This is a genomic window from Pseudomonas sp. ADAK2 TE3594, assembly GCF_053628675.1.
Genome location: NZ_JBRJGV010000001.1, coordinates 1,155,661 through 1,176,562, shown reverse-complemented (window position 1 = coordinate 1,176,562; position 20,902 = coordinate 1,155,661). Strand labels below are relative to the sequence as shown.

Annotated in this window: 27 protein-coding genes; all 27 read right to left on the bottom strand. The window is 61.2% G+C overall.

Translation table 11 applies throughout. The annotated features are described in order from the left end of the window. Window positions 1–99 precede the first annotated feature (99 nt). The 27 genes from AB7M22_RS05385 to AB7M22_RS05255 all read right to left on the bottom strand — a co-directional run bounded on the left by AB7M22_RS05385 (window position 100) and on the right by AB7M22_RS05255 (window position 20,840). Complete coding sequence (locus tag AB7M22_RS05385) at window positions 100–411, bottom strand: phage tail assembly protein (RefSeq protein WP_454185481.1); 312 nt, start codon at window positions 409–411, stop codon at window positions 100–102. An 11-nt stretch (window positions 412–422) separates the two neighbouring features. After that, window positions 423–926: a phage major tail tube protein gene (locus tag AB7M22_RS05380; RefSeq protein ID WP_086945431.1), complete on the bottom strand. Its 504-nt coding sequence runs from the start codon at window positions 924–926 to the stop codon at window positions 423–425. Between the two features lie 12 nt (window positions 927–938). Beyond that, window positions 939–2,105 (bottom strand): phage tail sheath subtilisin-like domain-containing protein, encoded by a 1,167-nt coding sequence (locus AB7M22_RS05375; protein WP_454185480.1) that lies wholly within the window; start codon window positions 2,103–2,105, stop codon window positions 939–941. 103 nt (window positions 2,106–2,208) lie between these two features. Next, the gene (locus AB7M22_RS05370) at window positions 2,209–2,613 is read right to left on the bottom strand and encodes a hypothetical protein (protein ID WP_454185479.1); all 405 of its coding nucleotides are present in this window, start codon (window positions 2,611–2,613) and stop codon (window positions 2,209–2,211) included. Between the two features lie 8 nt (window positions 2,614–2,621). Continuing rightward, window positions 2,622–4,235 (bottom strand): phage tail-collar fiber domain-containing protein, encoded by a 1,614-nt coding sequence (locus AB7M22_RS05365; RefSeq protein ID WP_454185478.1) that lies wholly within the window; start codon window positions 4,233–4,235, stop codon window positions 2,622–2,624. Further along, entirely contained in the window at window positions 4,228–4,839 is a 612-nt protein-coding gene (locus AB7M22_RS05360) for a phage tail protein I (protein WP_454185477.1), read from the bottom strand. Before AB7M22_RS05360 ends, AB7M22_RS05365 begins: the two co-directional genes overlap by 8 nt. 1 nt (window position 4,840) lies before the next feature. Further along, entirely contained in the window at window positions 4,841–5,725 is an 885-nt protein-coding gene (locus tag AB7M22_RS05355; protein ID WP_454185476.1) for a baseplate J/gp47 family protein, read from the bottom strand. After that, a complete protein-coding gene (locus tag AB7M22_RS05350) occupies window positions 5,722–6,048 on the bottom strand; it encodes a GPW/gp25 family protein (protein ID WP_454185475.1) in 327 nt (108 codons plus the stop codon). Before AB7M22_RS05350 ends, AB7M22_RS05355 begins: the two co-directional genes overlap by 4 nt. A gap of 5 nt (window positions 6,049–6,053) precedes the next feature. Beyond that, window positions 6,054–6,287, bottom strand: a complete 234-nt coding sequence (locus AB7M22_RS05345) for a hypothetical protein (protein WP_454185474.1) — start codon at window positions 6,285–6,287, stop codon at window positions 6,054–6,056. Window positions 6,288–6,342: 55 nt separating this feature from the next. After that, window positions 6,343–6,924 carry a phage baseplate assembly protein V gene (locus AB7M22_RS05340; RefSeq protein ID WP_454185473.1) on the bottom strand — a complete coding sequence of 194 codons (582 nt, stop codon included), beginning with the start codon at window positions 6,922–6,924 and terminating at the stop codon, window positions 6,343–6,345. After that, window positions 6,921–7,442, bottom strand: a complete 522-nt coding sequence (locus tag AB7M22_RS05335) for a hypothetical protein (RefSeq protein WP_454185472.1) — start codon at window positions 7,440–7,442, stop codon at window positions 6,921–6,923. The genes AB7M22_RS05340 and AB7M22_RS05335 overlap by 4 nt, the downstream gene beginning before the upstream one ends. A gap of 1 nt (window position 7,443) precedes the next feature. After that, entirely contained in the window at window positions 7,444–8,100 is a 657-nt protein-coding gene (locus AB7M22_RS05330; RefSeq protein ID WP_454185471.1) for a hypothetical protein, read from the bottom strand. Further along, entirely contained in the window at window positions 8,097–8,411 is a 315-nt protein-coding gene (locus AB7M22_RS05325; RefSeq protein WP_454185470.1) for a head-tail joining protein, read from the bottom strand. Before AB7M22_RS05325 ends, AB7M22_RS05330 begins: the two co-directional genes overlap by 4 nt. 2 nt (window positions 8,412–8,413) lie before the next feature. Next, the gene (locus AB7M22_RS05320; protein WP_454185469.1) at window positions 8,414–8,638 is read right to left on the bottom strand and encodes a hypothetical protein; all 225 of its coding nucleotides are present in this window, start codon (window positions 8,636–8,638) and stop codon (window positions 8,414–8,416) included. A 1-nt stretch (window position 8,639) separates the two neighbouring features. Next, entirely contained in the window at window positions 8,640–9,668 is a 1,029-nt protein-coding gene (locus AB7M22_RS05315; RefSeq protein WP_454185468.1) for a major capsid protein, read from the bottom strand. 13 nt (window positions 9,669–9,681) lie between these two features. Further along, window positions 9,682–10,032, bottom strand: a complete 351-nt coding sequence (locus AB7M22_RS05310) for a head decoration protein (protein ID WP_454185467.1) — start codon at window positions 10,030–10,032, stop codon at window positions 9,682–9,684. Between the two features lie 12 nt (window positions 10,033–10,044). Then, window positions 10,045–11,277 (bottom strand): S49 family peptidase, encoded by a 1,233-nt coding sequence (locus AB7M22_RS05305; protein WP_454185466.1) that lies wholly within the window; start codon window positions 11,275–11,277, stop codon window positions 10,045–10,047. A gap of 2 nt (window positions 11,278–11,279) precedes the next feature. Continuing rightward, the gene (locus AB7M22_RS05300; RefSeq protein WP_454185465.1) at window positions 11,280–12,890 is read right to left on the bottom strand and encodes a phage portal protein; all 1,611 of its coding nucleotides are present in this window, start codon (window positions 12,888–12,890) and stop codon (window positions 11,280–11,282) included. A 2-nt stretch (window positions 12,891–12,892) separates the two neighbouring features. Further along, window positions 12,893–13,108, bottom strand: coding sequence for a hypothetical protein (locus tag AB7M22_RS05295; protein WP_054597792.1), 216 nt, complete (start codon window positions 13,106–13,108; stop codon window positions 12,893–12,895). A 10-nt stretch (window positions 13,109–13,118) separates the two neighbouring features. Beyond that, window positions 13,119–15,029 carry a phage terminase large subunit family protein gene (locus AB7M22_RS05290; RefSeq protein WP_454185464.1) on the bottom strand — a complete coding sequence of 637 codons (1,911 nt, stop codon included), beginning with the start codon at window positions 15,027–15,029 and terminating at the stop codon, window positions 13,119–13,121. A 24-nt stretch (window positions 15,030–15,053) separates the two neighbouring features. Beyond that, window positions 15,054–15,578, bottom strand: a complete 525-nt coding sequence (locus tag AB7M22_RS05285) for a terminase small subunit (protein ID WP_454185463.1) — start codon at window positions 15,576–15,578, stop codon at window positions 15,054–15,056. Window positions 15,579–15,709: 131 nt separating this feature from the next. Next, a complete protein-coding gene (locus tag AB7M22_RS05280; RefSeq protein WP_086945412.1) occupies window positions 15,710–16,048 on the bottom strand; it encodes a phage holin family protein in 339 nt (112 codons plus the stop codon). 266 nt (window positions 16,049–16,314) lie between these two features. Beyond that, window positions 16,315–16,794: a hypothetical protein gene (locus AB7M22_RS05275; RefSeq protein WP_454185462.1), complete on the bottom strand. Its 480-nt coding sequence runs from the start codon at window positions 16,792–16,794 to the stop codon at window positions 16,315–16,317. Between the two features lie 328 nt (window positions 16,795–17,122). Further along, on the bottom strand, window positions 17,123–19,822 hold the full coding sequence (locus AB7M22_RS05270; protein WP_454185461.1) for a DUF5906 domain-containing protein: 2,700 nt from the start codon (window positions 19,820–19,822) through the stop codon (window positions 17,123–17,125). Then, the gene (locus AB7M22_RS05265; protein ID WP_454185460.1) at window positions 19,819–20,025 is read right to left on the bottom strand and encodes a TraR/DksA C4-type zinc finger protein; all 207 of its coding nucleotides are present in this window, start codon (window positions 20,023–20,025) and stop codon (window positions 19,819–19,821) included. Before AB7M22_RS05265 ends, AB7M22_RS05270 begins: the two co-directional genes overlap by 4 nt. Continuing rightward, complete coding sequence (locus tag AB7M22_RS05260) at window positions 20,018–20,506, bottom strand: phage regulatory CII family protein (protein ID WP_201059423.1); 489 nt, start codon at window positions 20,504–20,506, stop codon at window positions 20,018–20,020. Before AB7M22_RS05260 ends, AB7M22_RS05265 begins: the two co-directional genes overlap by 8 nt. A gap of 136 nt (window positions 20,507–20,642) precedes the next feature. Beyond that, a complete protein-coding gene (locus tag AB7M22_RS05255) occupies window positions 20,643–20,840 on the bottom strand; it encodes a helix-turn-helix domain-containing protein (RefSeq protein WP_305425958.1) in 198 nt (65 codons plus the stop codon). Window positions 20,841–20,902 lie beyond the last annotated feature (62 nt).

Below are 20,902 nucleotides of genomic sequence, written 5' to 3'. Positions count from 1 at the left end.
CACCACACCAGCTCGTTGAATGGCATGGCCACGATTTCGGCCGCCGAGAACCCGGTCTCTTTGGCCACCCGTTTGGCCAGCACCTTCAACGTGGTCGCATCAAACGCCGTCGTCCTGGACCAGACGAAAATAGCCGGCCTGCAGGCGCATGTAGTCCACCAGCTTGAGCGCCATCAGGCCCGCCTCCGGGGTCTGGGTCAACGAGGCAAACAGCGACATTTCGCGTTTCTCCTCGTCGCCATTGCAGGTGGCCTGCGCGGCCCGAATGTCGCGCACGCAGGGGGCACGCAGGGTCATGCTGTCGACCAGCACGCCGGAGAGTTCGGTCGGATACCTGAGGGTGATGCGAAAGCCGTCTTCGGTGAGTTGCAGCCACTTGGGCAGTGGTTTTTCTTGAGTTGCTTGAGTCATGTGTTTTTTCCTTAGAGGCCCAGGGCCGATCGTTCTTCGGCGAGTTGATCGACGCCATCGACCACCAGCACCATGCCGACCATGTCGATCTCGTAAATCAACCGACCATCGACTTCGAGCTTGTAATAGGTCAGCGCCATGTTGTGTTTGCTCTCGGCCTTTTCGCCGGCTTTCCAGTCGCCCATGTCGACCTCTTTGAGGCCGCCGCGCATGGTGACAATGACCGGCGTGACCTTGCCTTTGAGGCCCTTGAAGGAAGCACGAAACACCGCGTTGCACGCGGTCCGGTCCGAGAGGCCGAACCACTTCAGCGCCTCACGACGCACGCCGTTGGTGGTGAACCCGGCTTCGAGTTTTTCCACGCCAGTCGGGATCTCGATCTCGCCGGCCATGCCGCCACCCCGGTAGGTTTCGGTTTTCAGCACCACCTTGGGCAGGGTGAGACTCGGCATCTCACCGGCAAAACTCACGCCGTCGATAAAGCCGGCGCAGTTGGACAGAACTTCAGGAATCATCAGGGGGCCTCCTTAGGCGGCTTCAAGCACTTCGGTCATCCATTCGTTGGTGACTTCGAAGAGGAAATTCGGGTTCTCGGCCGGCGGCACGTCGGTGAAGCGAATGCGCCAATACACCTTGCCCTGCTCAATCTGGCTGGCCGTGTTCAACTCGTGATCGGCATACACCTCGAAGTTGATCACCGCGCCCTGGTTCTTCAGGTCGCGCATGAACGCCTCCAGACCGTCGGTGACGTCCTTGACGTAGGTCTTGGTGATCGAGCGGTCGACCGCCCATTTGTGACCGGCCTGCACCGCATCCATGAGGATGAACAGCGTGCGCACCCGGGTGACAAAGGCCCACTTCGGATCGCTGGACAGCGTGCGGTTGCCCCACAGGCGGTAACCGTCGTCGCGAATGATCGTGGTGATCTTGGCGTTGTTGAGCAGGTTGGCCCGGCACGTCTCGTCGCCGTCCAGGTACTCGACAGCGCGGGTGGTACCGGTGATGCCGACGAACTCCTTGTTCGATGGCGAAGCCCAAAACCCATAAGTCGCATCAGTCCAGGCGAACAGGCCGGCCGTCCAGGCCGAGCCCGGTGCATTGACCGTGGCACTGGTGCCGGTGTCCCAGAACTGCACGCCCGGGTCGACCATGAACAGGTTGCGGCTGCCGAAGTTATCGGCGTAGGCCATGGCGGCCTCGTCGGTGGTGCAGGGGCCGTCGATGATGCCGATGGCCCGCAGCTTCTGCGCCAGGCTATCGAGCGCGGTGGCCACCGCCTGCGTGGCCGAATGCCCCGGCGCGATCAGCAGCCGCGGCTGGGCGTTGAACAGGCTTTTGCCGTCGAGCAACGCCTGCAACCCGGTACGCTGCCCCGAGGCCAACACGCCGCCGATGATCGCCGAGGTCTGCAGTGCGGTGTCTTCCAGCTTGGGCACGCCGATAGCCACGATCACCGCCTTGGCCTTGGTGTAGATCGCCTGGCAGGCCTTGGTGATCGCCGCACCGGCGCCGAAGGCGGCAATGGCTTCGCGCTCGGTGGTGATCAGTTTCAGCTCGCCGGCCTTGGCCGTGCCGCCACCGAGGATGCCCGGGGTGAAGGTGTCGCACAGTCCAATGATCGAGGAGGACGGCAACGAGATGGTGCGTGCGCCGGTATCGACCGACGTGGTCGTGACGCCGTGAAAGAAACTCATAAGGCTCAATCTCCAGAAACGAAAAAGCCCCGCGATTGCGAGGCCGTGAGGTTGTTCGTGTTGCGCGTAGCGGAAATAGAAAACGCCCCGTCAGTGCGGGGCGTTATTGAGGTTCATCGACATCAGGCGGCGTCCACGGGAATTGCGCCTGGATCGCTTTGTAGCGGGTCACACCGGCCGCTCGGACCTCTTCCCAGCCCTCTTCCCCCATTACCTGCATGCGCAGTGCTTCCGAGAAGTAACGATCAGAACCGGTCAGTGGGTTGGCATAGGCGGCCAGACGTAACCGCTCGTTTTCTTCGGCGGTCAGCGGTGGCGGCGCCGGCATAGGGCCCTTAGTAATTTTGCCTTCGGCGTCCAATACCCATACGCACTCTGTTTCCTGGATAAGCCTGAACCACAGCTCATCATCAATCTCGACCGCTTCCATCGGAATGGCGTGGATACCACGAATCAAGCGTTCCTTAAGGATGTTGTCCTCACCGAAAACGGCATATTTATCGCCCATGATTGCACCTACCACCCAATAAAAATGAAGCGAGCGCTGACGCTTCCGGCGACTGAAGCAAAGCTGTTGTCGCTTTTGTAAGCCAGCCAGGAAAAGCTCGCGATATCGAGGCTGTTATAGCTGGCATCGGACGTAGCATATCCGCCGCCACTGGTGGCCAAGTTGATTTTTGCAGCTCCCAGCACACCATTGGGAAACGGAATGGGGTACGACGCACTGGAGAATCCCGATCCCTGATTGTTGGAGTTGACGACGGACATCCATTGGATGATGAAGCCGCCCAGCCAACTGGGAAAGACGATGTATCCGTTCGAGGCCTTCAACATCGAAAAACCAAACCGCAATTTCTTCGGTGTGATGATGCTCGTATCGTCAACGCCTGCATCAGTAAGTGCCTGTGTTGCAACCTTCGCCGTGCCTTGGTTGATTTCCGTGGCTTGCGCCGCCAAAACAACCAGCGCGGCAATATCAATGTTTCCCTGATTGATCGGCGCGTTCCAGGCCTTGATGCACCACATCACCGCCAAGTTTCGCGGACGGGCTGAACCGCTCACCGCCACGTTGCTTGACGCAGTCGCAGCACTTGAGAGAGCTGTAACCTGCGACGGGTAGTCTGCAAGAGCGATAGGATCGATACCGTAGCTCGCCAGAGGCAGTGCGGCGTTTGCTCCGAGGCCGATGACTGTAGATCCATCACCTGACCCAGTGGTATCAGCGCTAACCATCGTACCTTTCTGCCAGCTACCGATCGCCCGGCCAGCATCAATACCGCGCCCATGGTCCCAGCCACGCAGGAACTCGGCCCGCGATTCCGGCAGGCGGAAGTTACCGGCGCCCTCATCGCCCTTGTTGAAGTCAGTCCCCAAAAACGCCGCCAGATCCGGATAGGCCGCAATACTCTTGACGCTGCCATCAATCTCCAGAAATCCGGGTGGGACTTTGTTCACTGGAAACCATACCGAAGCGCCGACAGGCAGCGCCGAGGCCTGGGCAATCATCGCCTCGACTTGAGCCTTGGTGTAACTGTCAGTGATGCCAAACCCCGCCAGCGTGTTTGGATTCGACCCGGAAACAAACACTCCGCGATCATTCACCGTGACCTTGGTATAGGTCCCGGCAGCTTTGTTGGCGGGCAGCAGACCATTAACCGTTTCATCGACGTACTGACGCGTCGCCAGCACTACCGAAGGATCGATTTTCAACTGAATGTTCGTGGTGCCGCTGGTGATGATGTGCATCCGCACCACCTGATTGCGCCCCGACCCTTGCTCCAGCAACGGCTTATAGCTCGGCGCCGCGTTGGCCACTGCACAGAACACACCGTCCTTGTCTTCCAGCGCCAGTTCGCGAATCCACCAGCCGCCCACGTCCGGCGGCAACACCAGCTCGGCAATCAAAATGTTGTCGTCTGTGGGTGAGACGCGCAACTGATTGAGCTGCGCTCGATAGACCTGATTGACCAGTTTGGTCTGCGATGGACTGGGCACAGGATCGGTGCCGTTCGCGTCACCGATCAGCATGTAACGCGGCTCCCACGGGATACCCAGCGCGTCGCAGTTGGTTTTCTTGGCGGCCCCCTGAGTCGTGAGCATGCCGCCGAAAATAGAGTTTTTATCAACCATGGGGATAAACGTCCAATTCGTCGAGGATGTATTCGCTAACGCCGTGGTTCCCCTGAATTACCACGTCAACATCCGGGTTGCTCCAGGGGTAAACATCGATCTCGTCGCCGTCATAAACAGCGAAACCGACATAGGCGTTCAAATGGGTTTCCAGCGTTATATCTAGCCCGATCAAATGTCGGGTTACGGGCTTGGCGTCGTCGATCAAGCGCTCCAGCTCCTGATACATGTCCTCGGTGATCCCGGTGTCGAGGACGCCGACCTTCAGGGCGAAAGTGCCTGGTACGCCTTGCGGCACCGTGTTGAACCACTCGACGATCTCGATCAGATAACCCAGTGGCTCGACCACCCGGCGCAACGCACCGATGGTGCCCTTGTGCGCATGGATGTAGAACGAGGCCTTAATGGCAGCCCGCTTGACAGGCTCCGACCAGTTGGGATCCCAGCGGTCGACCGACCAGGCCCAGGCCAGGTGCGGCAATAAGTGAACCGGACAGGTGTCGGGGTTGTACAACGCGCGCAGCGGGATCAGGGTCTGCTCAGCGAACGTCGCCTCAATGGCGCGCTCCAGTGGGGTGCTGTTGAGCGGTAAAAGACTGCGCACATCAACCTCCCAGCACGACGCTGTAATCGGTGCAGTAAGCCGCCTGCGCTTTGGTTGGGGCCAGGTCCTGCCAATCCTTGAGTTCGACCCGTCCAACCCCGGCAACGTGCAGCTGTGCGTCGACACCGGAGCGCGCCACCTCAATGCCTAATCGCCGACGTGGGTTGATCCAAGCCTCTAGACGCTTGATCGCCTCGGCGAGCGCGGCATCGTTTTCCGGGCCGGCACCTTTCATGTGCAACACCGCGTCGATGCGGTAGCGCAGGATCTCGGCGCCCCGCACAGTCACGCGGTCGCCGACGGGGCGCACGTCCTCGTCATTCACGGCGGCAGCGACCAGCGCCAGCAGATCTGCCCCCGCCTCGCCGTCGCCCTCTAGGCTCAACACGGTGACGTCGACGCAGGCCGGTGCCGGGCTTTCAGCGGTGGCATCGGCGACCAGCGCCGACGCATTGCGCGCGTGCAGGATGTAGCTGTTGCGCGGCCCGGCGGTGGTCAAACCTTCATAGGCCAGCTGCACCCGCTCACGCAGTGCATCGTGCGATTCTAGGATCGCCTCAACCGGTGGCACGGCCAGCGGATCGGCCGCCTGGATCACCAAACGGTTGAGATTGACGTTGGCCGCCAACTGATCGAGATCGCCGTTGATGGCATAGGCCAGCATCTGGGCTTTGGCCGCGTCGTTGACCCGTGCCCGGTTGCCCAGCTTGATATAGCTGCCGACCTCCAGCAGCTTGGTGACCGGGTCGCTTTCCAGCGAGGCCGTCCAGTTGTCGCCCATGTGTCCACGAAACACCTGCAGCGCTTCGTCGTACACGACTTCAAAGTCCAGCGGCTCCAGTACCTCCGGTGCCGGCAACTCCGACAGGTCCACCAAGGTACTCATACCCACACCTCCAACGTGCCGCGCACACCGAGGTATTCGCCGCTGATCTGCATATTGATTTGCCCGCCCAGCACGGACACCACGCGCAGCCGTTCCAGCTTCAGACGCGGCTCCCATAAGCCCAAGGCCCGAGCCGCTTCAGCCTGCGCGGCGCTTTTCCAGCCTTCGTTGATGGGCAAGTCGACCATGCGCCGCAGCTTGCTGCCGTACTCCGGACGCTCGCGACGGCTCAGCAACGGCGTGCCGAGGATGTCTTCAACCGACTGGCGTAAATGCTCGATGCCGGAGATGGGCTGCCCGGTGTGGCGATCCATTCCGATCATCGGGGTTACTCCTTGAGCAGCTCGAACTCGGTGTGGGTCTTGAGGTACTTCAGCGCCAGGTCATCCGAGGCACTGATCGAGACAGCGCCCTTTACAACAGCCAGTGTCCGATCATTCGGTAGGATCAACGTGCGGGAGGTGTAGAGGGTGTCGCGAAAGGTCGTGATCGACGCCGTCGGTGTTGAGCGGGTGGCGATGACTGGATCCTGCACCGCCGAGTCGTCTTGAGATTTGGCCATGGTTGCTCCGCATATGAAAAAGCCCGCACAAGGCGGGCGGAGTTAAAAGTTGTCGTTAGTGCGAGTGATGGTTGCTGTTGCCGCTGGTGTCGAGAATTGCCTCGTCGCTGCTGATGTTCTGCGTCGCGTGCAACGGGCCGTCGATGTTGACCGGCCCCTTGATGTTCACGCTCGCCTCCAGGTTGATCGTGCGGGACTTCACCGTGACGGCGCTGTCCGTCACCTCGGCCTGGGTGGCTCCGACCTTGATCGTGACCGTGCCGCTGGGCAGGCTGATGCTGTAGCTCTTGGCCTGCCAGTCGTAGACCAGCGACCCGCCATCGTCGAAACGCCAGACCTCGACGTGGTCGCGATTGTCCGGGGGCGGACCGCCGTTACCGTACAGCCCGGGAATGAACGTGCCTTGTGCCACATCACCGCTGGCACTGATCAAGGTGCCCTGCTCGTTCAGGCTGGGTGCCCGCCAATGCCGCGCCTTGCCGGCAGCGACGCTGTGCCAGCGCACCCAGCCGCTGACCCATTCACCATCGGAGACCCGGCACACCGGCGGCGATGCGGCCAGGTCCACCGCCACCACGTAACAATCCTTGACCAGGCCGGCGAGCATGCGGTCGTGCTGCGCGCGGGCATAACTCATCCCACCTCCTCCGGTCGCACTTCGCCATCACCTGGCTCAATATTCAGCACCAGGGTGCCCGGCGGCTGATCCGGCCACGACCACTGCGCTTCGCCCAGGTAGATCTGCTGCGTCCACTCCACCACCCAGACGGTGTAGCCATCCAGTTCAGGTTTGGTCCAGTCCTGCATGGCCTGCACAAATTCGGCCGGTTCCACCGCCACGCCCCAGCTCTGCATCCGCAGCAACACCGCAAGCTGCCCCACCAGGAACACGGCTTGTTGATGATGATTCGGTTGGATCGGATCAGTGATCACCCGCGCTTCGAACTTGCAAGCCAGTGCCGTTTCGCCGGTTGCCGTATCGATCCCCGACTCCATTTCGGCCAGCTCGACGAACACCGCCGGCAACGCAACGCGGTCTTCGATGTTCGGCCACACAGCGACCGTCTGCACGCCCGGCAAGTGCGCCCGGATGTGTTGCTCGATGGCCTGGTACAGTTGCTCAAGGCTGAATGGTTCGTCCGACTCATCCGTCACGTCATTTCCCCTTCAGGTACTTCTGCAGTTCAAAGTTGAGTTCCTGCTGCAGGACGTGCAGCAGCTGTGCATCGACCTTGCGCACCCAGCTTTCGAAGTGCGGTCGGGCTTGCTCCAGCGAGACCTTGGCCTTGGCCAGCGGAAAACGACTGTCGTGCTCGGCAATCCAGCCCGAACTCGCCCCGCCTCGTGCACTGACGGTGCTGTCGGGGTAGTCGTCGGCATTGAAATGTTTGCTCGCCGTGCGGATCCAGATGTCCGCGCTGTTGCCGTAGACCTTCTTGTAGAAGGCGCCCTGATAACGTCGCCCCGCCACCGATACGCCGGCCTTGCCCTGCCGAGGATTACCGATCCGGCTCGCCTCGATGGTGTTGAGGCCGAACCACAACTTGCCGCTGTTGGCACTGCCGCTGACCGGGTAACTGCGGAGGCGCTGACGCACCGCCGCCACGGCAATGCGTTCCTGCCGACCGACAGCACGGGCGATATGTGTGCTGAGCCAGCGCAGGGTTTTATTAATCGCCCGACGCTGGGCAGCGGCTGCAGCTTTCGGCACCAACTTGGCAAAGTCCTGGAACGCTTGCAGATCCGCTGTCGAGGTCTGCAAGGAGATCATCCCGCCGCCGGCCGAGGGTTTGAAGTAGCTCCCGACAGTCATGCTTTGACCCTCAAGAGCAACGCCACCCAACCGGTGCCGTCCGGTTCCAGCTTCACCAGGTCATAGTCGCCGCCTCCGTCCTGTATCGGAAGGTCGATCACCACCACTTGCCCCGGCTCAATCCCCGCAGCATCGCTGACGCGGATTTCGAACTGCGGCTCCCGGAGCGCGGTGTTGATGCGCCCCATGCGCGGCTGCAGCCAAGGCGCCGAAAAGAAGCCGGCGATCTCGCGACCGTCGACCAACCCAATGTCGCCCAAGCCATCCAGCACCAGGGCGTCCATGTCGTCGCTCAACTCCCGAAAGCGCACGGTTACGCACCGTCGTCGGAGCTGTCGTCGGTATCGCCGGTGAAGGCCTGAGTTTGACGCAGCAGCTGTTGCGCGAGCGGATCCTTGATCGAGGCGATGCGCCCCTCGGTGAGCAGAGCTTCTGCCACCTCCTTGCTCGGCGGGTTGTACGGCTCGCCCTTCACGACCACCGTGCGCCCGTGCTGCACGCAACCGTCGATCACGAGGTATTCAGCTTTTTTGGCCATGTCACACCACCTTGGCGTAGATGAAGGCATCCGGCTCCAGAAGGCCGGCCAAGGCCGCACTCTGCAGCTTCAACCAGCGGGCGCTCGGTTCTTCGGTCACCCAGCTTTTCGGAAAGCGTGCCGCCTCGACCAGACCGCTCTCTACAGCAGCCAGATCCTGAATGGCGCCGTACAACATGGCGTTGCGCGTCGAGGTAGAACCGAGGATCAAGCCGCCCGCTGGGATCATCGGCTGCTCGTCATCGTCATCGTCCAGGTACCACTCGTCATAGCCGTACAGGTCGACGCCCGGATCGTTCAGGTAGCCCAGATAGGTCACGCCGTCCGGGAGCTCTTCGGGCTTGATAAGGCCCATATCGACGCGGCGGGTGCTGAGCTGTTTCATAACCGTCGCGTTGGACTGGAACGCGTCCAACGCCTCGCCACTCATGGCCACGGTATTGGCCGTGCGCCCGGAGTCCTTGGCGATCTTGCGTTTCCAGCCACGCAGGTTGGCAATCGGGTCGCTGTCGGCAATGCCCCATTGACCACTGCCCAGGCTGATTTTGTGGTCGCTGGCCATCAGGAAGTCGATGGTGTCGTCCACGCCCTCCCCGACTACGCGCACCTTGCCGGTGGTCAGCGCTTGAGCGCACATCCACTCCTCGCGCCGGGCGATCTCATCGTCGAGATCACGCAGATCCTTACCCAGCAGTTGCCCCGCGCGCTCCAGCGGGGTGCGCGAGGAAAACGGGTTGTCGCCGGCCGCACGCTTGAGCACCAGTTCGGCGGTGGTCTCGCGCTTGGGCTGGATATAGGGCGGCGTGTAGTTATCGGTGTGGTAACCGTCATGCAGCGACACGCTACCCGGCAGGCGCGGGTGAACAAACGGCGCCATCTTGCGTTTGCCCTTGATGATGTCGATGTCCACTGTCTTGGTGGGAAACGTCACCGGGCTGCCGCCGTTGAAGAAGGTGTTCAGCAGAAAGCGGCGCGCAGTCGGCATCTGCTCGACCGCTTCCAGCATGGTGCGGGTATCAAAAATATCCATCGGAAGCTCCGGTTTAGCGAATGAACAGGCACAGGTCACGCAGCGCGGCTTTCGCCTGCGCCAGGGAGAGGCCCGCGCCGAGAGTGAGTTGGCTGCCCAGCACTTCGCCGGTCAGACGGATCGGCGCCACCTGGGCGCCTTGGCTGGTGTCGGTGGCTTGGTCAAGGATCGCCCTCGGCGCCTCGGAGCCATCCGTAGCAGCGGACGCGCAAAGCACGTATTCGCCACTGGTTTTCACCTGGCCCAAGACAGCGCCTCGCTTGAGACTCTGGCCCGCAGCGATCACGGCGGTGTCGATCATCACGGGAAAGGAACCTGCCGACAGCTGATCCGGCACGTAGGTTTGGCGTTCGGGATTGCTCATGAGGTTCTCCAATCAGCGGCGCGAAGCGCCTGCGACGATGGCGCCGACCACGGCCTTGCGTTCGCCTTGGTCATCATTGCCAGGTGGGGTAGAAGTCGAAACACCGGTGCCATCGGCCTTGATCGCATTCAGGGAAATGCCGCGATCCTGGGCCGCCTTGAACAGTTGCAGGGCGGTGGCTTCGACCGAAGTGCCGGCATCGATGGCGGCGGAGATTTCAGCTTCGAACCCCTTGCTCGCCAAGGCATGAATACCGGCGATGCGCTCACGCTCGGCGCTCGCGCCCTCCTCGCGGCTCTGGGTGCGGATGCTCTCCAGATCCGGCTGGCTGGCCTGAGCAATCTGAATGGTTTGCGGATCCGTGCCGGCGGCCAGCGCCTCACGCAACTCCGCCGTGCTGCTGACGGTGGTCATGTTGAATTTCCTCGGTTGGGTTGCGGCCGGTTTGGCCAGTTCAGTAATCAGTGTTTCAAGGGAGCCCAGGCGGTGGGCCAGGCCGGATTCGACGGCGGCGGCACCGACACGCAGTCCGCCGAAGTCGCCCATCTCGGGTACCAACTCGGCATCCACGCCGAGGTTGCGGGCGACCTTGGCCACGAACACATCGCCCATGGCATCAACCGTTTCGCCGACCTTGGCCCGGCCCTCTTCAGTGCCCAGATCCACGCGCTTGTTCGGCGCGTTGCGGCTGACGATCTGGTAGCGCTTGCGACCGCTGGCCGCCTCGCCTTCCACGACCGCCTCGACCACGACGCCGATGCTCCCCGCCAGCGCGGTTTCGTCGATGACGATCTCGCTGGCCGCCGAAGCGATCCAGTAGGCCGCGCTGGCTCCGGTGCCGCCGATGTAAGCGACGATGCGCTTGCGGGATCGGGCTGCATGGATCTGATCGGCCAACTCGTTGATCCCGGCGGCCACGCCGCCGGGGCTGTCGATGTTCAGGATGATCGCGTTGACCTTGGGGTCATCCAGTGCGGCTTGTAGGTCGGTAGCCAGCACTTGCGTGCTGGTCGCGCCGCTGATCTCGGTGAAGAGATTGGCGTAACGAAACACCGGACCGACCACCGGGATAATCGCCACCCCATTGCGGATGCTGACGGTGCGGCTGTTGTCCAGTCGCACGCCGGTGCGGGTTTCCAGCGCGGCCGGATCGCCCATCCGATCTGCAATGGTCAGCAGGTTGTCCAGGGCGCCAGGCAGCATCAGCCAGGGCTGCGAGGCAGCCAGCTCAAATGCGTGGGGCATGGTTATTCCTCGTTGGGGTTAGTGGGCGGCGGCATTTCCTGCTCGCGCCCTTTGGGCAAAACGTGCAAGCCGTCGGAACGGCGCTGCTCTACCTCGCGCACGCGCTGGCGATACACCTGCTGCCACGGCTCGCCGGTCATGGCGGCGGTTTCCAGCGTTTCATTGCTGACGCCGATCTCGATGCGCTTGCCGGCGGCGTTGGCCTCTTTCAGTTCGTCGATGGCACCGCGCGCCGGCCCGATCCAGATCGCCTGGCAGTACGCCTTGCGTTTGGCCGGGTCGGCGTAGCCGGGCAACTTGATCAGCCCGCGGGCCACCGCCTCGTCGATCAGCAGTTCACGGCTGGGCTGGCAGAAGTCGCAGATCAGCCACCAGCGACGCAGGCTGTAAAAGCGCCACGCTTGCAACATCGCCGCACGAGCCGCGCTGTAGCTGCTGCTGTAGTGCAGCAGCAGCTCCTCCATCGGTTGCTCCAGGGCAGCGCCGATCTCCTTGACCACTGCAGTGAAGAACGGATCGAACTGCGCATTAGGCCGCGCCGGATTGGCGATCACCGGTTCCTCGCCCTGCCCCAGGTCGACGATGGCCCCCTCGCCCAACGCCAGCTCTCCATCAGCGGTGGTGTCGCCGCTCACTCCACCACCTTCGTTGGCCAGCGCCGACAGCGGCAGGTTCGAAACCTGAAAGTCGTTGTTCTTCTTGATGAACACAGTGAACATCGCCGAGATCACCGCCGCCATCAGCTCGGCGCTGCTGTAGCGCTCCAGTTTCTGCAGCGGTTCCAGCACCGGCGCCAGGTATGGCGCACCGCGTTTCTGGCCGGGACGCTCTTTGTCGGCCATGACGTGCATGACCCGGCGTCGGCCGGTGGCCTCACCAAAGGCCGGCAACCGCTCCCAGCGAAGCGCCTGCCCCGCCGTGTACTCGTTCGGGTAGCCGTTGCAGACGTGATACGCCAGCGGCGCCCCGAGCCGGTCGAACTCGACGCCGTCCACCAGGTTCGCGCTGTCCAATTGGCCGGCCGGATTGCACACCCGATCCGACTCGATCAATTGCAGGCGTGTGCTGAACACGCAGCCCGGACGCTCATCATCGGGACTGGCAATCAGCACGTCGCCGCAGACCATCGACGAGATCATCACCAGCGCCTGCAGCTGGTAGTGGTTGAGCGTCGCCTCGGCGTCGCATTCGCGCGGATCGTCGGCATACAGCGACCACAATCGGTCAAGCTGAGTGTTGAGTTCTTCCGCTTGCTCTTCGCTCAACCCCAACGCGGCGTGATCGATCTGCGACCGGCAGACCAGCCCAGTACCCACCACGTTGGTGCGCAGGCGGGTGATAGCCGCCCGGGCGATCAGGTGGTTGCGCATGGCGTCCCGCGAACGGGCGACCAGCATGCGCCGCTCGCTCTGATCGAGATCGCGGCGCGGACTGCCCAGGCCGGGAATCCAGCTGGCCATGCTGCGCAGCACACGCGAGGCGCCCCGCCAGCGGGTCTCGGTGCCGCCCCCACCGCCTTGGGCGACGATGGGGCGTGCGCCGGAAGCCGATTGGGCGAGCTTGATAGCCTCGCGCATCAGCAGCTCGGCCGGATCCTTTCGAAAGAAGCCCATAGTCAGATCGCCATGTAAGAGATGCGGTTGCGGCCTCGGCCCTGTTGCTGGGCCTGTTCCAGGGCGACCTCCTTGGCGTACTGCTGCTCCAGTAAGCGCAGGCTGTTCAGCTCGGCGCGGTATAGTTCGCGATCCGCACGACGCAGGCGCTGCCCTTTTTTCAGGACGTCAGAAATCGCCGCCCGAACTTCCGCTAGGCGCTGTTGTGCGTCTGTCATGATTTATTCCTTAGTAGCCCGCACGACTGCGGGTGCCCCGCCCGCGAGCGACGGCTCGGCGCGGTACCGGTGCGACCGGTTGTTCGGTGTTGAACAGGGTTGGCTGCAGCAGCTGCTGCTCCAACTGATCCCACTCGTGATCGCGAAGCAGGTGAGTTTTCAGACTGCGTGCCGCATGCAAGGCATACACCTCACAGTCCAGCGCCTCGTTGCGTCGACCGGCCTTTTTCTGCCAGACCATCTTGCTGGGGTTGCGCGGGTGAGGCGCCAGTACTTCGTTGGTGAGCTGCTCGTAGTAGTCCGAGCGGATCTCGCAGTACCAGTGCATGCGCCCCGGCCCGACACCCTTCAGCCGAAGCCGACCGTCAATCAACGTCTTGGCCTTGTGCGTGCCGACGATGTGCACCCGCAGACCGTATTTCGCGGCCTTGGTGTTGTCTTGTGAGGTGTCGACCGACTGTGGCGGTTTGGTGAAGATCTCCTTGTCGCGGCTATCGATGGACGCGCCCTTGATGGCCATGACGTTGTAGCGCTGACGATCCCGCACGTAGGTGTACACCGCATCGCTGGTGTTACCGTCCGAGCTGTCGATGCTGACCGCCGACACCGCCAACTGCGCACCACCGTCTGTGGGAATTGGCCGAGAAATGACCCGATCCAGTTCCTGCCAGACAGCATCATGCGGGTCGATGGGATTGCCGTGTAGTTCACCCCAATACAATCGCCAGGACTCTTCGCCCCGGCCCCAACCGGTGATGACCAGTGCGAGGCGGTCGCCCTGCACGTCCACGCCGACGGTGATCAGCAGCACACCTTTGGGTGCCGTTAGTTCGGCATAGGGCTCGGCGCGCTTCTCCAGTTCATCGGTCTTCGGCGCGTCGCTCTGGTATTCGTAGCTCTCGCCTTTGGAGCTGTTCACGAAGGCAATCATCGGCCCGATGTTGCCCTGCGCCGCTGCATGTTCGGCTTGGAGCTTTTTCTCCATCAGCACCTGGAAACGCGATCCCCAAAACGTCGCGTACAGCTCGTTGAGGATGTAGCCGGCAATCCCGCGAAACTCCGCCGTGGCCGACCAACGCCCGTGCTTGAGGTTGGCGTTTTTCTGATTGTCGTCCCAGATCGCGCCACAGTGCGGGCAGCAGTAGAAGGCCTTCTCCGGCCGCTTCTTGCCGTACACCTCGTGCAGGTAGGCCGGATCCTCATCGCAGTGCAGATTGTCGAAGCTCAGCGCGTGTTCCTGGCCGCATTCGTGACAGGGGACCAGGCCGACGCGCTTGTCCGACAGTTCCAGTTCCGCATCGATGGCCGACAGACCTTTGATGGTCGGCGTGCCACCGATGATGATCTTGGAGCGGCGAAAGGTTTTCAGACGCTCCTTGGCCAGCTTGATGCTGTCGCCCTGCCCACGCAGGTTGAGGTTACAGTCGTCGGGCTCTTCAATAGCTACCCGTGGCACTGGCGTGGATTTCACGCTGGCCGGGCTGTTGGAACCGACCATTTTCAGGAAGCCCCCGGGAAAACGTTTGAAGTCCTGACGCTGCTGCAGCTTGCGGCTGCGCAGATCGACTTTCTTGCGCAGCCGAGGCGTGGCCTCGATCATGGGTTCGAGCTTTTCACCGACGTACTGCTTGGCCGCCTCGGCCTTGGGAAACAGCACCAGGATCGGTGACGGGTCGATGTCGATCCATTTGCCCAGCGCGTTGCCCAGAACACCCGACGTCCAGGCCACCTGTGCCGATTTACGCCCAACGATCTCGCTGACCTTTGGATCGTCCAGCGCTTCCAGCGGACCGCCGGGCCAAATGAGGTGCGGCGTCACGTCGAACCGATACTTCCCGGGGCGTGCCGCCTCCTCCGGTGCGAGCCAGCGGTATTTGTCCGCCCACTCGATGATGCTCTCATGCGCGGCGGTGGCGCCCACCTCCTGCAGGCGCCGCGCAGCGCGTTACTCGCCGTCTTCTTCAAAGCCCTCCGGATGGTCCGGTTCGTCAGAATCTCCAGCTGACTGGGCATCATCCTTGTCATAGTCAGACAGCCTCCTCAGGATGGATTCGATAGGTTCTCTAATCAGTAAGTCGTCCACCTCGACGCCGTAGCGTGCAGACAGCTCCGCCGCCAGCGCATCCGGGAAGGTGTTGAGCAACTCGACTTTGGCCGAGGTGATCATGGCTTCGAAACGTTCGACCAGGTCTGCCGCGATCACTACCTCTCCCAGGTCCTTGGCCAGCGCCAGCTCTTCGCGATTGGCCCTGATTCGGTCCAGTCGGTCACGGGAGGATTCTTTTTTGCCGTTGAGTGAGGCCTGATGCATCAGCCATTGGATTACTGCTTCGGTGTCGTAATGGTTTTCGTTGCCCCGACCCAGGCCAAACTCGATTACGGGCATGCCGTCGTTCTGCCAACGGGTCAGGGTGCGTTCGTCTCGGCCAACAATCTCACTCAAGTCGGCCTTGCTGACTGTCTTGCCCATGTCTCACCCTTTGAAAAGACGGACATCCCTGCAAGATTCTCAGCTGCAGAGAATCCGCGAGTTCGATGACCCGTGTAGGGGGCGGCCCTCAGGGAGGACCCAGAAAAATCGGCCCCCGGCCGGGGCGCCGCCTAGGTGTGGTCGGTCGATGCCGACTCGGAAACGCCCAGCCGCTTAGCAACCCAGCGTTCGTACAAGCCAATGGCGACATCGGCGCCGGCCATCGCGGTCAGGCAACCCAAAGCGCCTGCCGTCCAGATCGACATACCGGCGGCGATCATCAGCATCATCGCTGTCACACCGCAGGCGATACAGGCACCTGATCGAAGTGCAAGTCGACGCAACAATGCCCAACCTCGCGCCCCATCTTTGTCCGCCCGCCACATCTCTCCCGACACGCCGCCGACCAGGGCCAGGACGATCACTAACCAGATCGGCATCTCAGCCAACGCTTGCTGCTCATTTGTCATGTTCTGCCTCAGTAGTGGCGCCACCAACGCCGGAAAAAGAAAACCCCACCGGGGTGGGCAGGGTTTTCGGAGTCCTGGGTGCCCCGGGACTAAGTGCATAGCTCGTGTGGGCTCTACGCCAAGGCGCAAATTCCATATCGTGAAGACTTTTTACCCCCCTCCGGAAAAACCGAAAAGGGGCTATTTTCGGTTATGACACTTGACGCAACTTTGGCTCACTTTGACGCAGCTTTGAGGCAATCCACTCCGATGAACGGTCAGTACGCCTAACGCCGTTTCACGGACGAGGCACGTGTCAGATTGGTCTGGGCACTGCCGCTGCGCCGATCATGGTTGCGGGTCGTCGCCGTCCGCACTGTAAGAATGAGCTGCACTTGCTGATGCATGCGGTGCACCCAATTGCGGTAAGTCCGGTCGCCATCCTCGGGTAAACCCAGCAACTGCAACTGACGGCGAACCGGCAACGGCGGATTCGCCAGATAGCGGTTGTGAGCCAAGGCTGCCAGCTTGGCACCCTTCTCCGACTGCCTCCCCAACTGGGCGACCGCCGCGGCTACTTCGCAAGCCACGTAATCCATTCCGCCGCCACCGTTCAGCAAAAGATCGCGAGCCCCCGGTGTTCCACGCGGCGCGCTGCCGCCATATTGCATGATGGTCGCCATCGGACTACCTAACCCCGGCCCGTCGCCAATCAGCCAGTGCTGCCGCCCCCAGTGCATCATCAGCTCTTCAATTTCCTCGATCATTGCCCCATTTCCCCGCCAATCCAACCCCACACAAAAATCCCGATACCCGACACAAACCCAACACAAAACAATCCCTTTAAAAACAAGGCCTTTATCCAATTTGAGTTGAGTGTGTTGGGTGTGTTGGTTTTTTCGCCCATCGCATGAAAGGAATTCCGACCACCATTTTTGCCATCAAATATCGTCACGTATGCGCGCACGCGTACGTAAACCCAACACACCCGACACAAAGCCCGCCAGCCCGCGAAACACAGGGGTTTACGCTGTGTGGGGTAGCCCACGACAACCCAACACATACCCGACACACTCAACACACTTAGAGGCGTCGTCATGCGGCAGCCGCCTTGATGTGATCCCAGTTGTCCACGTTCCAACCCGCCAGCTTCGCTTTGGCCCGCCAGTTTTCCACCTGCTTGCCAAGCTCGGCCGCTTTCAGTGATGGGGGCGGGGAAGCGTCCTGGTCGACCGGAAAGAAGAACGCACCGAATCGTCGGTTGTTACCATCGGTCCAAGGGATCGCTCGCGTCTTGTTCATCTCCGAACTGATGAACAATGAGAACTTCGTCTGACTCATGACGTGCTCCTTGTTGCGCTGGCACCACTCAAGGAACAGCGAATACAAATCCGTGGACAGGCATGGCCCCCATAATCCCTGACCGAGTTCGCTGTACTTCCATAGGTGGAGGAAGGTTTGCCAGCCGGCACGACTCAGGGCGACCAACCGCTCCCGGGCATCGGTAGACGGTGGACGTGTGCGCTGATTGAAATCGCCTAGGTCGACCGCCAATAGCCAACCGTACAGCGCCGCGACTCCGCCTTCCTGCAGCTCCCGGCCAATGGCCTTTTGGCGCTCCACCGGTAACGTCTCCAATGGCCACACCACCAGCATTCGCCGGTCGGTGTCGCTGATGGGCCAGGGCAGGATCTCGTTACTCAGGAACACCGCATTCATGTGGTTGGCCTCTTCCCAGCCGTTGATGAACTTGGATTCCATTCGTACCGTTTTGCCTGTCACCAGGTGCTTGATCTTGCCCACCTGGTTGTAGCGTTGGTCGCGACTCACAACCTCCTCGAAGACCGCCCAAAGCTTGCGGCTTTGCCAAGCGTTAAAATTGCTCTCCAGCTGGGTCTGTCCAACTGTCGCCGCGTACTGCCCATACAACATGCCGAGCGTATCGGCAAAGAACAGGCTCTTGCCCGAGCCTTCCATGCTGGAGTGCATCAGCACCGCGGTGTCCATCTTGGCGCCGAGGTGCTGTAGCGGATAAGCCAGCCAGCACGTCAGCCACCGCACCGCAGCTTCGTCATGGTTGCAAAGGAATGAAATGAGCCAGCGTAGGTTGGCGCAGGCTGCATCGTGCCTGACCGGCTCAAGCGGCAGCCCGTCGAAGGTATTGATGAACACGGCTGGGTCCTTGGTCATGGTCGGATCGAACACGATGTGTTCAACGTCCACCGTTCGCCGCTCGCTACTGTTGAGCCACAGCGGATAGGTGTCGCCCAACGCCATCTTGACAGCACCTTCGGCGATACGCCGCTTTTTCTCCCGGTCCCACACGTCCTTGGTGCCGTCGATATACACGTAACGATCCGTCGGGGACATGCCCAGGGCACAGCCCTTTTTTCCGGCCATGCGCCGCGCCTGCTCGATGTCACGGACGTGATCATCAGAGATCAGACGCTTGCTGGTGTCGTCCAGCCAAGCCTTGGCCAACGGCTTGCCGACCCGGGCCTCGAACGCCGACTTTTTCATCACCTTCGATTGGTCGCAGTCCCACACATGCGTGGTGCCCTCCACCAGCGCAAACCGACGCAACACTTGCTCAAGGGTTAACTCCTCCCCCGCTCCCCCGGGAGTTGCAGAAGCCGCCTCGCTGGAGGCCGCCTCATCATGTACATCTGCCGCAGCTGCATCACCAGAAGGGGGCGGGGGAAGATCTCGCGGATCCGGTCGAGACGAATGCTGCATGCCCAACAGACGCGCCGCCTCCTTGACCGCCCGCGACTGATCACCGCCGTGCTCGAGTAGGCAGTACACTTCAAAGGCGTCATTCTGGTGTCCGTTGGCAAGCGGATCGGCGCCGTGGTGCGAATACACCTTACCCTCGGTCACCGTGATACCCGGCAACCCCGTGCTGCTCTGTGGATAGAGCCACTTGCCGCCGCGCTTGGTGTAACCATTGGCGTGCAGCAACTCTTCCACATCGTGACAGCTGTTGAACTCGTCGATCACAGAAGGTTGCTTGCCATTGGCTGGTGCCAGACGCTTGATCGGCTTGCCAAGGGGCTTTTCTGCCTTCACAGCCCAGGGACATGCAGCCTCGGCATCACGCTTGAAAAGCTCCCAATTGTTCCAGATAGCCAACAACTCATGCGGCAGCACCGGTAAGCCATCCTCTACCTTAGGCGGCGTACTCCATGTATAGGGTTTTCCCGTACCCGGATGGATCGATGGAGGCAACACATCCTGCACGAGACCCGCACGTAGCTCGAACACCGTGAAGCGCTTGAACTCCTCTGCCTCGGCCCGCGCCACGGTCTCACCTATTGCATCGCCGGCTGCTTTGGCAGCCTTAGCTTTCTCGATCAAACCCTTGTGGATCGTGCCATCCGGATCTTTCTCGTTCGGCCACGCCAATGCATGCCGAGTCAGCTCGATGCCGTCCGGCACACGAAACATGATCCGGAAGCGTGCGGGGTTCCCAATAACCGTCGGGAATACCAACGCCATTGCATCCAGATCAATTTCCAGCAATTCGTAGAGGATATGCCTCGTCCATTGCACATCATCAACGTCTAATGAGCATACGCGGCTCGGACCCAGCACCACACCCAGGTTGTGCGCAGGATTGGTTTGCCAAAAAAGAGCGGCTTTCGCCGCTTCGGTGATGTAACCCCCGGGCTTGTTCCAGCCCATGCCCTTGGGGGCCTTCTCCCCTGGCTCGATGGGAACCAGGGCGAGATTGAAGGAATCGATGTAACGTTGCGCCCACTCTGCGGTGGGCGCTCCTTTGACCAGCTCACTCATCGGCGACGCTCCCGCAAAGCCTGGCAGCTGACGCAGGTCTGACAACCTTCGATCGTCTGCTGACGAAGTGCCGGGATGGGCTCATCACAATCAGCGCAATACTCGGCGCTGGAGACACCTGTTGCCGGGCGGGGGCGACGATCCAAAGCGACCTGCAGGAAGTAATCGGCCTGATCGTTGGCCGTATCGATCACATCAGCCATGCTCGTGCCCCTCCATCGCCTGACGGGCGCCGGCCATGATGCCCAACACTGCGCGAATCACATCCGCACCATGTTTCTCCAGCTCAGCGACTTCGTGCTGTTCCCATACGTTGTCCGCCGCGCCCTCGTGCATGCTGGAGACAAACAGCCCTGTTTCGTGCAGCAACTTGCTGACGGCCAAAAGCGCCTGCTTCGTAGGAGCTGCGGCTTCGGGTTTGTACCAAACCATTCCTGCAGGACGCATCAGCGCATCCAACAACACAGGGCTGGCCGTCAACCGGATAACTTCTTCCAGTTCGTCCGGATCCAGCCAGCGCTGTTCGAAGTCGTGCTTCAGCTTTTTCTGGAGGGTGTCGTAATCGATAACCATGTCCAGCGCCAGGGCAGTGACACCGCCTCTATAGGAATGGCCTGCGCGATACAGCGCCTTTCGAAGAGAAAGAACCGGCTCAGCGGCCGGCAGTTTTGCGTTGCGACTCATAACCGTAAAAACTCCTTTTACGGTCTAGCCATAGGAACAGGCACAACCTATCCTACGACCACGACCGATGTGCATTGCTGTGTATCGTCGTCGCCGGGCTGGGGGATCTTTGGTGAGAGGCCCCGGCCTGGCACCTTTAAGCTATTTCCTGCTGGGTCTCAGCGCCTTTCTCTTGCTCAAAAAGCCGTTCAATTGCTTTGCCCGTTTCGTATCGAATATCCGCACCCTTAGCAGCTCGAAAAATCGTGGGTTGCGTCGTTCCGACACGCTCCGCAATCGCACGCTGCGAATAGCCAAGCCCCAGAAGTACGTTCAGCATCTTTTGAATAGTCATGTGATTCACCAATGCGTTTTCGCATTGAGGCAATAATACGCATGCGTATCGACGAGCGCAAT